This window comes from Paenibacillus sp. sg306046, assembly GCF_059821225.1.
In genome coordinates, this window is the sequence record NZ_JCAMRT010000007.1 from 186,546 (window position 1) to 205,726 (window position 19,181).

Genomic DNA, 19,181 nt, shown 5'->3' on the forward strand with positions numbered 1-19,181 from the left:
CCTCCTTATGGGTTACTTTTCTTCTGATCATCTAAATATTGGCTGAGCGTTTTGTCCTCACGGAATTCGCCCTGGTAATAAGGCGTTTTGCCGTCATTGCCGAACAGCTTGCCATAGCCGTGCCGCCAGTCGTTTTTGAACTGGCCTTCGTAAGACAACACGCCGTTTTCGGTGAACAGCCGTCCGAAGCCGTTTTTCTTGCCTTTATCGTACATACCGTCAAAGCGGAGCGTTTCAAAGGCATCATACAATTTACCCGGGCCCTGCTTCAGATCATCCTTAAACGTCCCGACAAACCGTCGGCCGTCTTCATACGCTTGTCCTTCGCCTTCACGAACGCCGTTATTGAACTCGCCCTGATACACCAGCGTATTGTTTTCATACAGCTTGCCTTGTCCCTTGCGCAGACCGCTGCTGAACTCGCCTTCGTAAATAAGCCAGGCGGAACCCTGGTCTTTGTCGAGCGACTTGGGGCCGCTTTCGTTTTTATAGTCGTGGAGCAGCATGACGGCGCCGTAGCCTTCCGCCTGCCCGTCCTTAAATTGTCCATACTGGCGGTACACCGCAATCATTTCCGTTTCCTTGTCGGCGGCAAAGCGGCCCTCGTGCATCAGGAAGGACGAGCTGCCTGTAAATGTCGGGCCCGTAAACGATTTGTCGTACGTATAGCGGCGGCCCAAGCCGGACATCTGGTCAGCCGACCATTCGCCTTCGTAGACGAGAACGCCATTTTCGTAGCTTTTGCCCCGGCCGCTTCGCTTGCCGTTTTCCACCTTGCCTTCATAGACAAGCCATCCTTGCTTATTAAACAGCTGCCCGGTTCCGGTCAGGCGTCCCTGGTCAAACTGCCCCTCATAATAGATCGGCGATTCGGTTACTGTACCTTGTGCCGTCGCCTTGCGCGTGCCGATATCGTAATACATAATGCCTGTGCCGTGCGGCGTTCCGTCAGACAGCATCTCTCCGGTGTACAAATATCCTTCAGGCTGCTGATCAATCAGCACGCCGTTGCGGTAGCGGGACGCCTTCAGCTCGGTCGTATCTTTTTCTTCGGGAACCAGCTCATTTTTATCATTTTTCACAACCCAGGTGAGCAGGCTGCGTTTGTAGGTAAAGCCGTCGCCGTCCTTTTTATTCTGGCTCCAGCCGCCGACGTACTCCAGATTTCCTTTTTTGTCGAATGATTTGCCTGCGCCGGAACGGACATTGTTCACCCATTGGCCTTCGTAAGCTTTCACCCGGCTGGACGCACCCGGCCCCGTCAAAATCGTGCTCAGCTCGCTGGTCGCGTCCACATAGGCAACGCCGTAGCCCTCCTGCCGATTTTGCTTCATTTCGCCGGAATAAGTCATCTTGCCGGACTCGTCAAACACCTGACCCTTGCCGTCCATTAATCCGTTGCGCCAGTCGCCATGGTAGCGGGCTTGTCCGCGCGCATCGTACAATGTTCCTTCGCCCGTCTGCTGCCCTTGCCTGAATTCACCTTCATAGACGTTGCCGTCCGCCCGGTACAGCGTCGCCCGGCCCTGCGGCTGGTCCTGGACAAACCCGCCTTCATAACGCAGCTGGCCGTTCACATACAGCCGTCCGCCTCCGTCCAGCTTATTGCGGACGAAGCTTCCCTCGTACCAGAGCTTGCCATCCAGGTACAGCTTCCCGTCTCCGTGGCGCAAGCCGTCTACCGTATCGCCTTCATAGCTGAGCCGGGTATAGCCGTAGCCGAGCGTTTCCCGGATCGACGCGACGAAGGAGGGCTTGATATACAGCGTCGAAGTCAGCGAACTCCATTTTAACTCTTGCCCAAGCGCTTCGGCTAACGGCTGCACAGGCGCCCAAAGCGTGTCTTCCTTCGTTAAGGAGGCATCAGTGAATACAAGCGGGTCATCGTTTACGGTCCAGATGGCGCTGCCGGGCTTGTGGGTGATGAGTTCATCATTTAAACGAGCCTCAAGCGTCCGCTCCCCCGCGTTCCAGGCCACCGTATACCCGAGCGCCTCCAGCACGAGCTTGGCAGGGGCAAACAGCGTGGATCCTGCCGCTCCTCCGTGAAATAAGGCCGATTCCCCCTGAACAACCGAGCCGTTAATGACAAGCTGCGGCGAGTCAGCGGCAGCCGACGCTTGCGCTAGCAGGGCGGAAGGGGAGCCGGGCATAACCGGCACGACCAGCGCTGCGGCCGTTAGCGACAATAAGGTCATCATTTTACGCAAAGCAATCTCTCCCTATGTAAAAAAATAGCATAATGTCGAATGATGGAAGCAACACGAATGCAGCTTCGTGGAAAGTGCCTCGATCCGAAGCTTTTCTCAAGATTATAGAATATACAAGTTTTCAGCGGAGCTGAAGGATTCTGTAATCGCAAGAAAAGCTACCGTTAAAACACGTATGTATCTTCAAAGCTTTTCTTAATTATACCAGCAAACGGCAGCCGCGAATATGCTCGTTTGCGAGAGTGAGCTTTCTTCTTGAGCGCATCGGCGGTATCGACGGTATGGCAGCATCTACGGCATGGACGACAACGACGACATCGACGACATGGGCGGCATTAGCGGCCTGGACGACAACGACGAAAAATCCCGCAGCGCCTGAGAGCAGGTGCATGCGGGACTTTGGGAGCAATCCGATTGCGGATCGTCGTTGTGGATAGGGAAGGAACTGTCGGATGATGTAGGGAAGGGGATATGGCGGTCCACTCGCGCTTCGCACGGCCTCCGGTAACGGCTGGTCCGCTACGTATCGTTGCGGCGCGTCATCTGCTGCCAGACGGAGCCTTCTGCCGCATGGCCGCCTTCGATGCGCTCGCGGGCGATGCGGGCCTGCATGCTGACCTCGAATTCCGGATCGGAGGAAGCCTCCTCCAGAGCGGGAAGCGCCCGTGCGTCGCCTGCTTCGTACAGGAAACGGGCCGCCCGCCAGCGCACAAGCTTGTTCGAATCCTGCAGCGCGCCAATCATCGCATCCTGCGCAGCCGGATCTCCGATGTCAGACAACGTGTCCCCGGCCGTCCGGCGCACCGATGCGGAGCTGTCCCGCAGCGCTTCATATAAATAAGGAAGCACGACCGGCTCCTTGAGATCCCCGATATAAACGGTAGCCAGCCGCCGGATCGCCGTTTGTTCATCGGCAAGCGCCTGAGTCAGCAAGGGCAGCGTTTCAAAGGACGGCTGAATTTGCTGCAGCGCCGCGTAACGCTGCTTCCAATCGGGGGAGCGGAGCTGCTGCTCGGTTTCCGCATAGGACAACGTTTTGCGTCCGGCCGCCGCGACCTCCTCCGCACCGGCCGTCAATCGTCCAGCCGCCGCTTCGGTTGCTAATTGCTCCAGCCGTTCATTATCGTAGGAGGCGTCAATTTCTAATACAATGCTTTCCAGCACGTCGTCCAGCTCACCGTACCGGGTATCCCAATCTTCCAGGGTGCGTTCCTTGATCAAATTGGGCGCTGCGGCCGCCGCACGAATGGCAGCCTGGGAGAAGCGGTCAGGCAAAGCCGCCCGCCGTTCCTCATCTCCAGCCGATACGCGGATTTGCAGCGGAATGCCTCTGAAATGCTGGAGCTTCACCAGCACCTCGCCGAAAGTCGCTCCGTTCCCCGCCGTTTCGCCACCGCCCGGCTGCTGCTGCGTGTCCGCTGCACCGCCGCTAACGCCGTCTCCAGCTCCTGAGCGAGATTGACGGGACGCCGGAGCGGCCTCGCCCAAAATGCGGCGCGCGCTGGCGAGAATGTGCTGCCAATCTCCCTTGGGCGTGCGATCAAGCGCAATAAAGTCACTGGCATGGTACAAGCCGCGCACGCCGTCGATCGCCAGCAGTTGGTTGTAAGGCTCGGGGGCTTCATGGGCTTGCTGCCGGGTGTAGGTCAGACGGACCGAATCGTCGAGCTTTTCGGACAGCGTAATTTTCATCGTATTTGGACTAGGGGTCGGTTCAATAAACAAAATGGCCATCCAGGCGCCTCCTTCATCTCTCTAATTATCAGTATGGTTCGCCAGTGTGGCATTCATTAAGAAAACTTGCGCCACTGCGTTTCAGCCATAAGTTTCCTTGAACGATCAAAGCGGTTGAACTCCGCTGAACACGTATAAATGCAATCAAAAAGACCGCCAGCGCCGAGAATCGGGCTGTGGTCTTAACGCAATAACAGCGATAGAAGCGCTAAGCTAAGCGCAGGTTGTTAATCGAGATCCAGCAGGTTGCGGTGTAAATAGTTTTCATCGAGCGCCTTCGTCAAATCAAATACCGTGTGGGCCAAGTCGGTATTTTCGAAGGCGTGCTCACAGGATTCTCGGTAAGCCATCTCTTCCTCATAATGAGACATGTAGCGGTCGATCAGCTCCGGGGAATCGCCGCGCTCTTGTTCACGCTGCCTGACGGTATCGCGGTCGGCGTAGATGAAAATACGCACGGCTTTGTCGCCGTATACTTGCTTCAGCGTTTCCGCGCCATAGCGGTTCAGCACCAGGTACACGGCTCCGTAGGTCTGGAGCTGTTCCGTGACATCGGCTGATTTGATCCCGTACCGGTTGCCGTCAATTTCAACGACCTCGATAAAGGCTTGATCGGCTTCAGCGGCCTTGAAGGCTTCCGACGTGACAAAATGGTAGTCCTGACCGTCAACCTCGGATGAGCGGGGAGGGCGGGTCGTATACGAAATAACCTGCTTGATCCCTAGCGTACTGCCTGACATCTGAGCTACTGTTCTGCGTCCGGCGCCATTGGGTCCGGTGAAAACAAAAATGAGTTCTTTGTCCTTCAGTTCGTACATGGAAACCCTCCTTCGATGGTGAAGTGCAGTTCCTTGCCGTTTGGCTTATTTTTCATATTACATGACTTCGGAGGTGAGGTAAAGGCTTTCATGAGCGAGCGTCCTATAAAAAAGACCCTGGCCATCGCAAAAGGTCTCTGAACGAACGTGTGACGGACCATGGGCCCGGTTTCCATTGCTCTCGAAGGGGGCGGAGGCTGATCCGGTTTCAAAGTCGATGACCCTTAGGGGGCAAAGGGACTCGCTTGCGCTGCTGTCGTCTCGGGCAGCCTGATTGCCGACACCTCGCTGCATAAGCTGGGCCACTGATCGTTGCCAATCAGTGGCCCAGCTTCTAACATTCAGCGGCCCCGTGTCATTTCGGGGCTCTGCGGTGGACAAGGCCAGCGTCTGGCGAGCTGGCCTGACTAACCGCGCGGGCGGTGCATGCCGCCGCCACGCTTTGGCTTAACGGCCGCGGCGTCCGCCCGGTGTGCGGCCTTGCGGCCGTTTCCCGCCCGGCGCTGCGCCGCGGCCCGGGCTTTGCCCTTGGCGTCCGGCGCTGCTTTGGCCGCCGCGACCTCCTTGGCGGCTGGCGAAGCCATCGCCGCCATCGCGCCCAGCGCCGCCGCCGAAGCGAGCTGCGGCGCCCTGCGAGCCGCGCTGCGCTGCGCCGCGGCCTTGCTCTTGGCGTCCGGCGCTGCTTTGGCCGCCGCGACCTCCTTGACGGCTGGCGAAGCCATCGCCGCCATCGCGCCCAGCGCCGCCGCCGAAGCGAGCTGCGGCGCCCTGCGAGCCGCGCTGCGCTGCGCCGCGGCCTTGCTCTTGGCGTCCGGCGCTGCTTTGGCCGCCGCGACCTCCTTGACGGCTGGCGAAGCCATCGCCGCCATCGCGCCCAGCGCCGCCGCCGAAGCGAGCTGCGGCGCCCTGCGAGCCGCGCTGCGCTGCGCCGCGGCCTTGCTCTTGGCGTCCGGCGCTGCTTTGGCCGCCGCGACCTCCTTGACGGCTGGCGAAGCCATCGCCGCCATCGCGCCCAGCGCCGCCGCCGAAGCGAGCTGCGGCGCCCTGCGAGCCGCGCTGCGCTGCGCCGTGGCCTTGCCCTTGGCGTCCGGCGCTGCTCTGGCCGCCGCGACCTCCTTGGCGGCTGGCGAAGCCGTCGCCGCCATCGCGCCCAGCGCCGCCTTCGATCTCACGCGGCGGCGCAGGCTTCTCCGCCCGGCCTGAACCGGCGCTGCCGCGCGGGCGCAGCTTCGTGAAGCTGACCGTGTCGCTGTCCGCTGTGAAGCGCGGCCCTTGCGCCAGTCCCCGGCTTGGTCCTTGGCCGCGTCCGCCCGAGCTCCGCTCGCTGCCGCGTCTGGCGTCGCCGCCGCCACCGCGTCCGCCGAACTCGCGGTCATTGCCGCGACGTCCGCGCTCAGCTCCGCGCCCGCCCGTGCTGCGTCCGCCGCGCTCGTTGTCCCGCCGCGAGCCGCCGCGTCCGGAGGTGCGGGCCTCGCGCTGCTCGCCTGCGTCGCGGCTGCGTTCCGCTGTGCCTGCCTGTGGCCGACCGGCTTGCTGCTTGGGCAGTGTTGCTTTAATGCCGCGTTCAATCAGCACGAGGTATTCGGCGTCGCGCGGCGAAGCGAGTGTAATCGCAGTGCCGGTTTGCCCGGCGCGGCCAGTCCGGCCGATGCGGTGAATATAGTTTTCCGCGTCATGCGGAATATCGTAGTTGATGACGTGGGTGATGCCTTCGACATCGAGTCCGCGCGCTGCGAGGTCGGTTGCAATCAGCAGCTGGATTTTTGCGTCACGGAACCGCTTCATGACCTGCTCCCGCTTGGCTTGGGTCAAGTCGCCATGCAGCTCGTCACAGGAATAGCCGCGTTCCGCCAGCTCGGCTCTGAGCTTGCCTGCCCGGAGCTTCGTCCGGCAGAAAATCATCGCCAGATACGGCGCTTCCTCATCAACGATCCGGCACAGCGTGTCCAGCTTGCCGCGATCCGTCGTCTGGATCAGCAGCTGCTTGATGCCGTCCAGCGTCACACGCTTGGCCTTGACTTCGATCTCCAGCGGCTGCCGCATATAGGCTTTGGCTAGCTCACGGATACGCTGCGGCATCGTTGCCGAGAACAGCAGCGTCTGACGGCGGGACGGCGTCACCGAAATAATTTCCTCAACCTCGGGCAGGAAGCCCATGTGCAGCATCTGATCCGCCTCGTCGAGCACAAGCACCGACAGCTTGTGCAGCGCAACCGTCTCCCGCCGAATATGATCCAGCAGCCGTCCCGGCGTTGCTACAATAATATGAATGCTGCCCTCCAGCTTGCGGATTTGCCGCTCCACGTCTTGCCCGCCGTAAGCGGACAGAACATTCAGTCCCCGCAGAGGCGCCCAGCGTTGAACCTCCTCCGTGATCTGGATCGCCAGCTCGCGGGTCGGCGTCACGATTAGCGCTTGAACATGCGATTTGGCCGGATCGGCGGTTTCCAGAATCGGAAGGACGAAGGCAAGTGTTTTGCCTGTTCCCGTCTGCGCTTGAGCGATCAGATCGGAGCCGGCCAGCACGGCCGGGATCGCTTCCTTTTGAATAGGGGTCGGCTCGTTATAGCCGAATTTTTGCAAGGCGTCCGACACCAGCTCGCTAACACCGAGTTGTGTGAATTCGTTTTTCTTCATTAATATGATCTCCTAGATGTACATTTTAGTTGGATTCAACTTTCTTCCTATTAATATTGCATTCTACAGCATGTCCGCATAAAAAGAAACTGCACAATGCGTCCGGCAGACGCCAATGGGCAGTTTCGATGTGGTTAGCGCAGCTCGCGGCCATTGGCTTCAGCCTGGTTAGGCGTTGTCGCCTCTGTGCCGAAGGTTCGTTCCATCATCGTAATAAACGATGCCCGGAACGGCTCCAGGGAACGCCCGTGCCAGCTTTCCTGCGCGATGCGGTTAAACTCATTGACGACTACCCGGTTGGCCGAGATGTAAACGTCGGCGACGCTTGGCTGCAGCGAACGAATTTTCTCAGCGATTTTTTGCTTGAACAAATGAGATAAGTGCTCATGGTGCATTTCCGTTTCTGCGCCATTGCTTGTGATCAGCTTATTCGGGTCGGCGTAATCGCTCAGCGGCGTTGCAGGGTTGTAAAGCCCTTTTACCAGACCGTAATTATTGGTTTCCGTACCCCTGATTTCGCCGCCGCGCGTTCCGCTGGCTGTATTGTCGATGGTGATGGCGGTGTACGCAACATTGTCGCCCATCATCACAATCGCACTGCTGACGCCATCCATGGCCGCGACCTGGTCGGACAAATATTGGTTCATTTCCAGCTTGGAAATCCGATGACTGACGGGGGCGAACTGCTGTCCGGTCTGGTAAGCCCGCGATGTATCCTGCCGGGGCATGTCGCGTTTGCTGCCGTAGTTGGTGGCGCTATTGCCGTCGTACAGGCTGAAGCAGCCCGTTAGGGACATACAGACCCCTGCGATGACAGCCGCAGCCTTGAGCAGGTGAAGTCGCATAGACGAATAACCTCCTTTTATGAATAGGAATCGGGGGGAATTGCAGACGCTAGAAGCTCGTAGCCGGAATTGCTCCGCCTTGAGCTTAGCATGGGTTTGTTCAGGCGATTTGATGCGGCGGCCGACAGGCCAAAAAGATGCATAAAACAACCGATTTGTGGAAATAACCAAATAGAGCTTATCACGGCGCATGCAGCAGTAGATGGAACGCTTTCAACTTGGGGGGAAGGGAGTCGGCGAAGGGGGAAAACCCGCGTCAGATATGAAAAAAACGGCGGTTATGTCCAATTTGTGAACTTCTCCAGATTCATTGACAAAAAACAGGCACGAATTTATAGTTAATATGGTGATTAGGTTCATTGACAAAAAAATGACCTATTTTGTTCGAAAAATACTTGCTTTTTAAGGTGGGATTGAGAAGATGATTCGATGGCAAAATCTGTGGCGATCTATCCCTCTTTTTGGGTTGATGCTGCTGCTGTTAACAGGGTGTGGGGACGAAACGATTTCCGCCTTGAAGCCAAGGGGTCCGGTGGCCAGAGATCAGCTGTTCTTGATGAAGTTAAGCTTTTTCATCATGATCGCGGTCGTCGTTGTTGTATTTGTGCTGTATATTTATGTCTTGTTCCGCTTCAGAAAGAAAAAGGGCGAGAAGGACATCGTACCGAAGCAAGTGGAAGGCAGTCATACGCTTGAGATTATTTGGACGGTCATTCCGATTATCCTGCTGCTCGTGCTTGCTGTGCCGACGGTGCAGTACACCTTCAAGCTGCTGGAAGACCATCGGGACAACAAGGATGCGCTGCATGTTAAAGTAACCGCTCACGCGTTCTGGTGGCAGTTTGATTATCCTTCACTAGGCATTGCTACGGCTCAGGATTTGGTCATTCCGACCGGTAAAAAGATCGCATTCGAGCTGACTGCATCCGATGTGAAGCACTCGTTCTGGGTTCCTTCGCTCGGCGGCAAGATGGATACGAACCCTGGTTCGACCAACGTGTATTACCTGGAAGCGGATGAAGCCGACACGTTCCTCGGCAAGTGCGCGGAGCTCTGTGGAGCGTCGCACTCCCTGATGGACTTCAAGGTTGTCTCCAAATCGCAGGGCGACTTCGACCAATGGGTCAATAAAATGAAAACACCGGCAGCTATTCCGGCGGACGCAAGAGCCGGCGAACAGCTGTTTAAAGACAACTGCCTGTCCTGTCACGCAGTTAACGCGCAAGGACTGGGCGCAGGTCCGAACCTGAACGGCTTTGCTTCCCGCGAGAAGGTGGCAGGAATTTTGCCGCATGATCCGGAGAAGATCAAGGAATGGATCAAGGACCCGCAATCGATTAAGCCAGGCGCGAAAATGCCTGCATTCTCCAACGAAGCTACGGCGAACGTCCAGAAAGCGCTCAGTGAAAAAGAGCTTGATGATCTGGTTAAATATTTGAACTCGTTGAAGCTGCCTCAGTAACGAGCAATAAGGAAAAAGGAGGTTAAATACGTGGCTCATGCGCATTCGGTAAAACGTCACACCGGGCTGATGGACTGGCTTACAACGGTTGACCATAAGAAAATCGGCATTTTGTATTTGCTCGCAGGCGGAATCTTCTTCCTGATGGGCGGCATCGAAGCAATTTTGATCCGGATTCAGCTGCTTTATCCCGATCAGAAAATTTTTATCGGCGACACCTTTAACCAATTGACGACTATGCATGGAACAACGATGATTTTCTTGGCTGCGATGCCGGTTATCTTCTGTTTCATGAACGCGATCGTACCGCTGCAGATTGGCGCGCGCGACGTCGCGTTCCCGTTTGTCAACGCACTTGGATTCTGGTTGTTTTTCTTCGGCGGCGTGCTGCTGAACACTTCGTGGTTTTTGGGCGGAGCCCCGGCTGCAGGCTGGACGGCTTATCCGCCATTGTCAGGCATTGTTGATGCTACAGGTGCGTTCAAGGGCGTCGACTTCTATGTGCTTGGTTTGCAGATCGCCGGTCTTGGTACGCTGATCGGGGGGATTAACTTCCTCGTTACGATCATCAATATGCGGGCGCCTGGCATGACCTACATGAGAATGCCGATGTTTACGTGGGCGGCGTTTATTACCTCGCTGCTGATTTTGTTCGCATTCCCTGCGATTACTGTAGGTCTTATCCAACTGATGTTTGACCGGATCTTTGGCGGCGGCTTCTATGACGTATCCAAGGGCGGTAATCCGGTACTTTGGGAGCACATTTTCTGGATCTTCGGTCACCCTGAGGTGTACATATTGATCCTGCCGGCCTTCGGCATCATTTCTGAGATTGTAGCCACGTTCTCGCGCAAGCGTTTGTTCGGATACAGCTCGATGGTTTTCGCAACTGCGCTGATCGGATTTCTCGGCTTCATGGTTTGGGCGCATCACATGTTTACAACGGGGATCGGCCCAGTCGGGGACGCGATATTCGGGGTAGCGACGATGGCGATCGCCATTCCGACCGGGGTCAAAATTTTCAACTGGCTGTTCACGCTGTGGGGCGGTCAAATCCGGTTTACAACGGCAAATATGTTTGCAACCTCCTTCATCCCGACGTTTACGATGGGTGGAGTAACGGGCGTCATGCTGGCCGTTCCGGCCGCTGACTTCCAATATCATGATACGTATTTTGTTGTTGCGCATTTTCACTATGTTATTGTCGGCGGTCTTGTATTGGGTCTGTTCGCAGCCTCGTACTACTGGTGGCCGAAAATGTTTGGCCGCATGCTGAACGAAACCTTGGGCAAAATTCATTTCTGGACGTTTTTTATCGGCTTCCACATGACGTTTTTCCCGCAGCATTTCCTCGGCTTGATGGGGATGCCGCGCCGGGTGTTTACGTTCCAGCCTGGGGTCGGTCTTGAAGAAGGAAACTTTATCAGTACAATCGGCGCTTTCCTGATGGGCGTCGGTACGATTGTGTTCCTGCTGAACATTATCGCAGCAGCACGCAAACCGGCGACAGCTCCGGCTGACCCGTGGGATGCGCGTACACTGGAGTGGACGATTCCTTCGCCGCCGCCAGAGTACAACTTTAAGCAAACGCCGCTTGTCCGCGGATATGACGCTTTCTGGAAAGAGAAGATGGCCGGCAACAAGGAAATGACGCCAGCCGAGCCGATTGGTTCGATTCATATGCCGTCTCCGTCAATCCTGCCGTTCTTGATGTCGCTGGGCTTGTTTATCGCAGGCTATGGCTTCATGTACCACCAGCATGTGGTCAGTATTGCGGGAATAGGGTTTACGCTGGTTTGCATGTTCTTCCGTTCGGTTTATGATGATCACGGGTTCCACATCGAGCCTGAAGAGCTTAATGATAAGGGGGTTAAGGCATGAGTGCAGCACATCACGAAGTAGGCGGTGCCCTGCCACCCCACGCTGAGACAGCTACGCTGGAAGGCAAAAATAAAGTTTTAGGCTTCTGGCTGTTCCTGGGCGGCGAGTGCGTATTGTTCGGTACGCTCTTCGCTTCCTTTATCGCCCTGCGTAACCAGGTTCCGGATGGACCGACGGCCGAGCATTTGTTCCAGCTGGACCTGGTCGCGATTTCGACCTTTATCCTGCTGACGAGCTCGCTGACCAGCGTGTTCGCCACGATGGCTTTGCACCGCGGTGATTTCCAGAAGCTGCAAGGCTGGATGTTTGTTACCGTATTGCTGGGTCTGTCGTTCCTTGGTCTTGAAATTTATGAGTTTGTACACTATGTAAACGAAGGACACACGTTCTCGAAGAGCGCCTTCGCGACCTCGTTCTACACGTTGGTCGGCTTCCATGGCGCGCACGTCGCGTTCGGGGTGCTCTGGATTTCGCTGCTGATCATTTCAGGCTTCAAGAAAGGTCTGACAACGGTCACCGCTCCGAAGTATTATGTAGCCGGTCTGTACTGGCACTTTATCGACGTCGTTTGGGTGTTTATCTTCACGGTCGTATACCTGCTCGGAAAGGTGGGTCCTTAACATGTCGAACGATCATGCTTCTTCCTCCGCAGGTGAGCACCGTCACCGGCTGGAAGGACCGCGTAATCACTACGTTACGTACATTATCTCGATTGTACTGACTATGTTGTCGTTTGCGGTGGTGCTGTACGGCGGACTGGATCGGTCATTTCTGATCTGGTTTCTGGTAGGATTGGCGTTGATCCAGATCGTGTTCCAGCTGGGATATTGGATGCATATGAAGGATCGCGGCCATTTCTTTCCGATTATCGGACTGTGCTTTGGATTTTTTATTGCTCTGACGGCTCTTGCAGCCGCTGTATATTGGGTTTGGTGGTAAACGGAGTTGTGAGGAGAAGAGGCGGCTTGTCACTTGTTGAGAAGCCCCTCTTTTTTTAGATTATTGCGGTGAAAATATTCACAATTTAGACACAGTGCCAAGTTTGGCGGGAAGGAAGGAGTCCTCTTATGTTGGAACCAATGGCTGTTGCCGCACATGTGGATCATTCGGCCGCGGGGTCATTTGCCGCGCTGTGGAGTCCGGGTTTGCTGATCTTATTGCTGCTGCTCGGTACGTTATATTCGCTTTGCGTGAACAAGTGGCGATCCCGGTTTGCCGATAGCGAGCCGGTATCCTTCAAGCTGCAAATGTATTTCTGGCTGGGCATTGCGAGCTGGTATGTGGCGGAAGGCTCGCCGATGGCCTACTACGGTCATCATTATTTTTTCAGCTTGCATATGCTGCAGCAATCCATCTTGTACCTTGTGATGCCGCCGCTGCTGCTGATGGGCTTGCCGGGATGGCTTCTTCGTCCCGCCATTCAAGGAGAAGGGATCAAGCGGGCTGTCCGGCTCATCACGAATCCTCTGTTGGCGCTGTTTTTGTTTAACTTTGTGTTTTCCGTGTATCACATTCCTGTAATTATGGATGCTTTGATGTCAAATCCGCCTGTGCTGGCTGCCTATAAGGCGCTATTCTTGTTCTCGGCGTTTTTGCTCTGGTTTCCGGTGTTCTGTCCGCTCCCTGAGTACAATCAGATGTCCGAGCTGAAACGAATGGCTTACATTTTTCTCAACGGGGTGTTGCTCACACCGGCCTGTGCGCTCATTATTTTCGCCAAAACGCCGATGTACGCCATGTATGCGGCCGTTCCGGAAAGCATGCTGCTCCTGCCGATGCTGGATGACCAGCAGCTTGGCGGCGTCGTGATGAAAATCGTTCAGGAGATCGTGTACGGCTTCGCGCTTGCGTATACCTTCTTCCGCTGGTATCGCAGAGAACGGAAGCGGGACGATGAAGAGGAGCTGGGGAATGAAGCTTATCTGCAGACTGCCGGTCAAGTTAATCGCGCCTAATGCCTGACACTGACGAAGAGAAGCAACTCGTGGAGGAACTGTTATGAAGCTTTCTGTGTTACTGCCTACGATTAGTACCAGCTTTATTGTAATCAGCGCAATATTTGTCGCATTTGGCTGGTATCATATTATAAAAGGAAACCGGCAGACCCATGAGAAGCTGATGCTGTGGGCTGCAGGCTTCGCGCTCGCGTTTTTCATTATTTATGCCAGCCGAACCATTTTTGTCGGGAATACGAGCTTCGGCGGTCCGGAAGAGCTGAAGCTGGCGTATCATCTGTTTCTGTTTTTCCACATTACGTTGGCGACACTGGCTGGCGTATTCGGGATCGTGACGCTGCTGCACGCGTTCAAGCAGCGCTGGTTTAAGCATAAGCGGATTGGGCGAATTACCGCCATCATGTGGCTGTTGACTGCGCCTACGGGTGTGGCTGTGTATATTTTGCTGTATATGTTGTATCCGGGCGGCGAAACGAAGTCGATGATTGATGCGATTTTCGGACTGTAGTGCGAGGTCATGATGAGAGCCTGATAAAGTAAAACCGCCAGCCGGCGTCGGTACGTATAGGTACCTGGCGTAGGCTGGCTTTTATTTGCCTAAAATTTGGCGAGAGATATCCGTTAATTCGGCTGGCGGTTTCTGATGCTTGCGGGGACTGACTGCTGCAGCTTGCCAGGCTTCGCTTCGGTCAAGAAATACCCGAGTGCCAGCAGCGGCATGGAAAGTCCAAGCAGCATGGCAAATGTCCAGCCGCCATACGCGTACGACCACGCTCCGACAAACGAGCCAACCGCTCCTCCAATGAAAAAGATGGCCATAAACAGCCCGTTCAAACGGCCTCTCGCCTCATTGCCGAGCGAATAAATGGTCCGCTGCCCCAGCACGAGATTGCCGGATACGCCCATATCAAGCGCAATTGCTGCGATAACCAGCAGGCCAAGGGCTAAAAGGGAATGGGCCTGAGTAAACGTCAGCAGCAGGAAAGCAAGAGCTGTGATCCCGATCGCGAAGCCGGTGAACAAGTAAGTGAGTCCTTTGTCCGCCATTCTGCCGGCAAACGGAGCTGCAACAGCGCCCGCTACCCCGGCCAAAGCAAACCAGGCGATGCCTTGCTGGGACAGATGAAAGGCATCGGACAACCGAAGCGGAATAACCGTCCAGAATAAGCTGAAGGAGCCAAACATACATGCCTGGTACAGCGCGCGGCGGCGCAAAGCCGGCGTGGTGCGTACCAAAGTAACCATAGATTGCAGCAGCTGCCGATAATGAAGGGCAGGGGCTGGCTGCCGTGCCGGTAAAGCGCGGGAAAGCAGCGCGGCGAGCAGCAGCATGACGGCAGCGGATAAGCCAAATATCGCGCGCCAGCCGAACAATTCGGTGACGAAGCTGGCCAGCGGTCTGGCGAGCATAATGCCAAGCAGCAGCCCGCTCATAACGTTGCCCACGACTTGTCCGCGCTGCGATTCCGGCGCCAGATAGGTGGCGTAAGGGACAAGAATTTGGGCAACGACGGCCCCGACTCCGATGATAAGCGCGGCTAGCAGAAAGACGGCAGCATAAGGCGCGAAGGCGGCTGCAGCCAGCGCAAGCACGGTGAGCAGCAGCAAGCTGACAGCCAGGCGACGATTTTCCGCCATATCGCTGAGCGGGACGATAAACAGCAGACCGATCACATAACCGACCTGTGTCAACGTAACAATGAGCCCGGCGGCCTGCGGGGCGAGTCCGGTGGCGGCGCTGATCGGCGCGATGATCGTTTGCGCATAATACAGATTGGCGACAATCAGCCCGCAGGAAACGGCGAGCAGCAAAACGATCCATTTGGCAACGGGGGCAGGCTCGGCTTGGACATGTTTCATAAGTAAAAGCTCCTCTCTGGTGATGCCGATTTAAACTTCGTTTTGTGATATAATGAACGAAACGTTTAGTATTTATAGTTCTTATAATATACGATACGTATAGTATTGTAAATAGGGGGCGATTCAAATAACAGCAAAAAGAGGCAGACCCCGTAATAAAGAAGCGGAGCAGGCGATTTTGGCGACTGCTTATGAACTGCTGCTCGACATGGGTTATGCGACAATTACGATTGAAAAAATTGCTGAACGGGCGCAGGTGAGCAAGGCAACGATTTATAAATGGTGGCCGAACAAAGCAGCCGTTATGCTGGATAGCTTTCTGTTTGCAGCTTCGGCCCGGCTGCCTGTTCCGGATACCGGCTCTGTGCCGGAGGATGTCGAACGACATGCGGTCAACTTATCAAAGTTTATGGTGTCCTCGGAAGGGAAAATGATTGCGGAATTCATTGGCGAGGGGCAATTTGATCCGGTCATGGCGGAAGCCTACCGGCAACGATATATCCAGCCGCGGCGTCTGGAGGCGAGTCAACTGCTGGAGCGTGGCGTCAAGCGCGGTGAATTGCCTGCCGACCTGGATATCGAGCTCGCTCTTGATCTGATCTATGGGCCGATTTTTTATCGGCTGCTCGTTACAGGAGCGCCCTTGGAGGAAACGGCCGTCCGAACGCTCGTGGGGCTTGCTTTAAAAGGATTAAAGTCAGGGTAAGCAGGGGGGTTTCCTCGTGGTTGCACCTTCGCCTTTTTCGGCATAAACCTGGAAAAGAGCGTGCAGCGCCATAAAGCGGCGTACACGCTCTTTTTTCATATTTTTATCGCTGCTTCCACCATACACCGGCGCATTCGGGCACGACGGTCCTCTGCTCGCGGACGACGATGTCGGCCAGCTCATCGCCGAAGAAAAAACGGGTTAGCGATTCCGCCTGCGGGGCGCTGTCGAACGTATAGTCGAGCCGCTGCCACTCATGACAGAAGCCGTAGGCGTGCTCCAGCGAGTCGTAATAAGGCTGAAGAAAGGCTGGCGGATTCGGCTCGGTGAAGCCGGTGCCCATCGTTTCGAAAATAATGATCGTACCTCCAGAGCGTGTAACGCGCTCCAGCTCTCGCATCATGGCTGTCAGGTTTTCACGCCAATCGGGAAGCGTGCTGTTAGCCAAGTAGCAGAGGCTCCAGCCGGAGACGGTCAAATCAACAGATGCGTCGGCGATCGGCAGCTGGCGGTGATCCGCCTTGCAGGTGCGCACCGGGCATGTTTGCTTGCGTCCAGCCATCCGGCGTCGCAGCACCTGCAGCATGGCGGCGGACGAATCGGTCGCGATGATCGAGTCGGCGTCACGCGCCAGCTCGCAGGTTAGGCGGCCGGAGCCTGCGCCGACATCCAGCACTTGAAGTCCTTGATACGGAACGATTTGCCCGATCCGCTCGGCCAACGATGGCTGCTTGGAGATCATTAATTCATAATAATCGGCTTGGTTTTGATAAATGTGCTCATGATTCGGCATTTTGGATCATGCAGCTCCTCTCAGGTTGCTTTCAGCTTCAGCTTCAGCTTACAGGTTAACGCAGCGTGAAGGTCAAGCCGTACAAGCTCATTCGGCGCCAAAAGCTGACTGGAGTCTCGAATCCAGGCCAAAAAGAACCGCCACACGAAGTGGCGGTTCAAGGTATGGCTCCGCGATCTGCATTCGGAGCTGCGATTTATCAGTTGATCATACGACGGACGCTTGTTATTTCAAGGCGCTGCCGCCAAATACGAAGCGGTATTCCCAATGCTTGTCGCTGATCGTATCAATGCGGACGCCGCCGGACTCTTTCGAGTATGTATGCATAATTTTGCCGTCGCCGAGATAAATGCCGACATGGGTAATTGTCTGTTTCGACGTATTGGACGGATAGGCAGAAGCTTTACCGCCGCGGTATTCCATGAAAAACATCAAGTCGCCGGCCTTCAAATTTTTCCAGTTTGTTGTTGTTTTACCGATAGATTTTACATAATCCGCCTGGGTGCGGGAGCTGCTTGGCAGTGTAATGCCTGCCCCCACCTTAAAGGCTTGTCTCACAAACGCTGAGCAATCGAAGGTTCGGGTGCTGCTGCGGTCGGAGGCGTATTCATACGGGGTGCCCAGGTACTTTTTGCCGGCGGCGATGACCTTGCTGCGGACAGAGCTGGAATCGCTCGCCGATGAGCCGGAGGAACCCGAGCTGGAGCCTGAACTCGAAGTCGAGCCGCTGACTTGAATGTATTTGTCGTTGGTGGATACGTAGCCGATCCGTCCGTTATCGTCCTTGACCTTGTACCACCAGTTATTTACTTTGGATATAATATCGACCCGCTCACCGCTTTTGAGATAGCCGTAGCTTTTCGCATCGGCGTCCGGCTGACTGCGGAAGTTTACACTGCTGACAATTTTGCCGGTAGCTGCGGCGGCTTGTCCGGCGAAGGCGCCTAACGAGCTCAGGCCGATGGCGGCGGTAACGATGGTGACAACAAGCTTTTTGTTCATAAGATGGGTCCTCCTGCGGTTCTAGTTGTGGTGTTGCTCCGAGAGCCCGGCCGTGCATAGCACCGTATTCAAGTCGGGACAGCGTGCTTGGCCGGGTCAATAGTTGACAAGGTTACGTACGACAATTCACAATGGAACAAAGAAGGAAAAGGGAGACGGACGTTACATGGATGCTTGGACATGGGGACCGCTGGTCCTCCAACACAACCTGCTTATGATCTTGGCCGCAGTGGCCGTCGGCTACGGTCTCTTGCACCTCCGCTTGCGCGAGCGCCCGGAGCGCCAGAGCATCACAGCGATTGCGCTGAATGGCATATTGCTGTGGCTGCTTGTCTGGAAATGGGGCTGGGTGCTAACCGATTTGCCGGCAGTTTGGAGCAATCCACGTTCACTGCTGTACTTCAGCGGCGGCCGCTATGCAGCGGTGATCGCCTTTGCTGCCGCGTGCAGCTACGCGGGACTTGCACTGGAGCGCCGCCGGATGGGCAGGCCCATTTATATAGATTCGCTGCTGGCCGCCGGTTTGGGGGGGTACGTCTTTTATTTATGGGTTTCGGGCTTAATCGCCGGGCCGCAGGCATGGACTTCGTTCGTCGAAGCCGTGCTCGGCACCATCCTGCTGGCCGTCTGGCTGACCGGCGTACGCCCGTTTTCCGTGAAAGCGTCCACGCAGCGGGTACTGGCCTTCGGTATCGCTGTCGCCGTGCTGACGACGGTATCCAATCAGCTGGTCGATCGAGGGATCGCGTTTGGAACTGGAGCCGGCCAAGTCGGGCTGCGGATCGGCCAGCAAGCGCCTGATTTTTCGCTGACGCTGCTGAGCGGGGAGGAGGTTAAGCTGTCCGATTATCGGGGAAAAGTGGTGTTTGTTAATTTTTGGGCCACGTGGTGCCCGCCTTGTCAGGAAGAAATGCCGTATATGCAGCAGTTTTATACAAATAATGAACATGATGACGTTGTTATCCTCGGCGTGAATGAGACGCAGACCGAAGCGAGCCTGCCGGTCGTCAAGGCGTGGGTCGAGAAATGGGGGCTGACCTTCCCGATTCCGCTTGACCGGAATGGGGAGGTAGGCAAGCTGTACCGGGTTCAGGCTTATCCGGCTACGTTCATTGTTGATGCTGACGGCATCATCCGCGAGAAGCATCCCGGCGCGATGAATGCGGCTATGCTGGAGCGTGCCTGGACCGTTGCGCGCAGCGCGAAGTGAAAAATGTTTCTAATCAGGGTGCAAGCTCATTTTCATTTGCCAATAAAATCGTTTACATGATACCATGA

General features: G+C 55.9%; 16 protein-coding genes. 8 read left to right on the forward strand and 8 right to left on the reverse strand.

The features are described 5' to 3' along the window. Window positions 1–5 precede the first annotated feature (5 nt). The 5 genes from AC6ROY_RS09720 to AC6ROY_RS09740 all read right to left on the reverse strand — a co-directional run bounded on the left by AC6ROY_RS09720 (window position 6) and on the right by AC6ROY_RS09740 (window position 8,244). The gene (locus tag AC6ROY_RS09720; RefSeq protein ID WP_500100179.1) at window positions 6–2,201 is read right to left on the reverse strand and encodes a stalk domain-containing protein; all 2,196 of its coding nucleotides are present in this window, start codon (window positions 2,199–2,201) and stop codon (window positions 6–8) included. A 528-nt stretch (window positions 2,202–2,729) separates the two neighbouring features. Beyond that, the gene (locus tag AC6ROY_RS09725; RefSeq protein ID WP_500100106.1) at window positions 2,730–3,944 is read right to left on the reverse strand and encodes a virulence factor; all 1,215 of its coding nucleotides are present in this window, start codon (window positions 3,942–3,944) and stop codon (window positions 2,730–2,732) included. A gap of 227 nt (window positions 3,945–4,171) precedes the next feature. After that, a complete protein-coding gene (locus AC6ROY_RS09730) occupies window positions 4,172–4,762 on the reverse strand; it encodes a guanylate kinase (protein ID WP_500100107.1) in 591 nt (196 codons plus the stop codon). Between the two features lie 447 nt (window positions 4,763–5,209). After that, on the reverse strand, window positions 5,210–7,399 hold the full coding sequence (locus AC6ROY_RS09735) for a DEAD/DEAH box helicase (RefSeq protein ID WP_500100109.1): 2,190 nt from the start codon (window positions 7,397–7,399) through the stop codon (window positions 5,210–5,212). 134 nt (window positions 7,400–7,533) lie between these two features. After that, window positions 7,534–8,244 carry a YhcN/YlaJ family sporulation lipoprotein gene (locus AC6ROY_RS09740; RefSeq protein ID WP_500100110.1) on the reverse strand — a complete coding sequence of 237 codons (711 nt, stop codon included), beginning with the start codon at window positions 8,242–8,244 and terminating at the stop codon, window positions 7,534–7,536. 421 nt (window positions 8,245–8,665) lie between these two features. On the opposite strand from AC6ROY_RS09740, the gene coxB reads away from it, so the two are divergent. The 6 genes from coxB to AC6ROY_RS09770 all read left to right on the forward strand — a co-directional run bounded on the left by coxB (window position 8,666) and on the right by AC6ROY_RS09770 (window position 14,050). Next, entirely contained in the window at window positions 8,666–9,706 is a 1,041-nt protein-coding gene (gene coxB / locus AC6ROY_RS09745) for a cytochrome c oxidase subunit II (protein ID WP_500100111.1), read from the forward strand. A gap of 69 nt (window positions 9,707–9,775) precedes the next feature. Beyond that, entirely contained in the window at window positions 9,776–11,587 is a 1,812-nt protein-coding gene (gene ctaD, locus AC6ROY_RS09750) for a cytochrome c oxidase subunit I (protein ID WP_500100180.1), read from the forward strand. Further along, entirely contained in the window at window positions 11,584–12,207 is a 624-nt protein-coding gene (locus AC6ROY_RS09755; RefSeq protein ID WP_500100112.1) for a cytochrome (ubi)quinol oxidase subunit III, read from the forward strand. The genes ctaD and AC6ROY_RS09755 overlap by 4 nt, the downstream gene beginning before the upstream one ends. 1 nt (window position 12,208) lies before the next feature. After that, window positions 12,209–12,526 (forward strand): cytochrome C oxidase subunit IV family protein, encoded by a 318-nt coding sequence (locus tag AC6ROY_RS09760; protein ID WP_500100114.1) that lies wholly within the window; start codon window positions 12,209–12,211, stop codon window positions 12,524–12,526. A gap of 128 nt (window positions 12,527–12,654) precedes the next feature. Next, on the forward strand, window positions 12,655–13,542 hold the full coding sequence (locus AC6ROY_RS09765) for a cytochrome c oxidase assembly protein (RefSeq protein WP_500100116.1): 888 nt from the start codon (window positions 12,655–12,657) through the stop codon (window positions 13,540–13,542). Between the two features lie 43 nt (window positions 13,543–13,585). Beyond that, window positions 13,586–14,050: a DUF420 domain-containing protein gene (locus AC6ROY_RS09770; RefSeq protein WP_500100117.1), complete on the forward strand. Its 465-nt coding sequence runs from the start codon at window positions 13,586–13,588 to the stop codon at window positions 14,048–14,050. Window positions 14,051–14,163: 113 nt separating this feature from the next. Here the strand turns inward: AC6ROY_RS09770 and AC6ROY_RS09775 are convergent, their stop codons facing one another. Further along, window positions 14,164–15,402, reverse strand: coding sequence for an MFS transporter (locus tag AC6ROY_RS09775; protein ID WP_500100118.1), 1,239 nt, complete (start codon window positions 15,400–15,402; stop codon window positions 14,164–14,166). A 127-nt stretch (window positions 15,403–15,529) separates the two neighbouring features. Here AC6ROY_RS09775 and AC6ROY_RS09780 point away from each other — a divergent pair, with 127 nt between their 5' ends. Further along, window positions 15,530–16,108, forward strand: a complete 579-nt coding sequence (locus AC6ROY_RS09780; protein WP_500100182.1) for a TetR/AcrR family transcriptional regulator — start codon at window positions 15,530–15,532, stop codon at window positions 16,106–16,108. Window positions 16,109–16,211: 103 nt separating this feature from the next. On the opposite strand, the gene AC6ROY_RS09785 is transcribed toward AC6ROY_RS09780, so the two are convergent. Then, window positions 16,212–16,901, reverse strand: coding sequence for a class I SAM-dependent methyltransferase (locus AC6ROY_RS09785; RefSeq protein WP_500100119.1), 690 nt, complete (start codon window positions 16,899–16,901; stop codon window positions 16,212–16,214). Between the two features lie 225 nt (window positions 16,902–17,126). Beyond that, window positions 17,127–17,903: a C40 family peptidase gene (locus tag AC6ROY_RS09790; RefSeq protein ID WP_500100120.1), complete on the reverse strand. Its 777-nt coding sequence runs from the start codon at window positions 17,901–17,903 to the stop codon at window positions 17,127–17,129. Window positions 17,904–18,069: 166 nt separating this feature from the next. Between AC6ROY_RS09790 and AC6ROY_RS09795 the strand changes: the two genes are divergently transcribed. Next, the gene (locus AC6ROY_RS09795) at window positions 18,070–19,113 is read left to right on the forward strand and encodes a TlpA family protein disulfide reductase (RefSeq protein ID WP_500100121.1); all 1,044 of its coding nucleotides are present in this window, start codon (window positions 18,070–18,072) and stop codon (window positions 19,111–19,113) included. Window positions 19,114–19,181 lie beyond the last annotated feature (68 nt).

Coding starts and splice junctions, on each gene's coding strand:
- AC6ROY_RS09720 (WP_500100179.1), bottom strand. CDS start 2,201: ATGATGACCTTATTGTCGCTAACGGCCGCAGCGCTGGTCGTGCCGGTT.
- AC6ROY_RS09725 (WP_500100106.1), bottom strand. CDS start 3,944: ATGGCCATTTTGTTTATTGAACCGACCCCTAGTCCAAATACGATGAAA.
- AC6ROY_RS09730 (WP_500100107.1), bottom strand. CDS start 4,762: ATGTACGAACTGAAGGACAAAGAACTCATTTTTGTTTTCACCGGACCC.
- AC6ROY_RS09735 (WP_500100109.1), bottom strand. CDS start 7,399: ATGAAGAAAAACGAATTCACACAACTCGGTGTTAGCGAGCTGGTGTCG.
- AC6ROY_RS09740 (WP_500100110.1), bottom strand. CDS start 8,244: ATGCGACTTCACCTGCTCAAGGCTGCGGCTGTCATCGCAGGGGTCTGT.
- coxB (WP_500100111.1), top strand. CDS start 8,666: ATGATTCGATGGCAAAATCTGTGGCGATCTATCCCTCTTTTTGGGTTG.
- ctaD (WP_500100180.1), top strand. CDS start 9,776: ATGGACTGGCTTACAACGGTTGACCATAAGAAAATCGGCATTTTGTAT.
- AC6ROY_RS09755 (WP_500100112.1), top strand. CDS start 11,584: ATGAGTGCAGCACATCACGAAGTAGGCGGTGCCCTGCCACCCCACGCT.
- AC6ROY_RS09760 (WP_500100114.1), top strand. CDS start 12,209: ATGTCGAACGATCATGCTTCTTCCTCCGCAGGTGAGCACCGTCACCGG.
- AC6ROY_RS09765 (WP_500100116.1), top strand. CDS start 12,655: ATGTTGGAACCAATGGCTGTTGCCGCACATGTGGATCATTCGGCCGCG.
- AC6ROY_RS09770 (WP_500100117.1), top strand. CDS start 13,586: ATGAAGCTTTCTGTGTTACTGCCTACGATTAGTACCAGCTTTATTGTA.
- AC6ROY_RS09775 (WP_500100118.1), bottom strand. CDS start 15,402: ATGAAACATGTCCAAGCCGAGCCTGCCCCCGTTGCCAAATGGATCGTT.
- AC6ROY_RS09785 (WP_500100119.1), bottom strand. CDS start 16,901: ATGCCGAATCATGAGCACATTTATCAAAACCAAGCCGATTATTATGAA.
- AC6ROY_RS09790 (WP_500100120.1), bottom strand. CDS start 17,903: ATGAACAAAAAGCTTGTTGTCACCATCGTTACCGCCGCCATCGGCCTG.
- AC6ROY_RS09795 (WP_500100121.1), top strand. CDS start 18,070: ATGGATGCTTGGACATGGGGACCGCTGGTCCTCCAACACAACCTGCTT.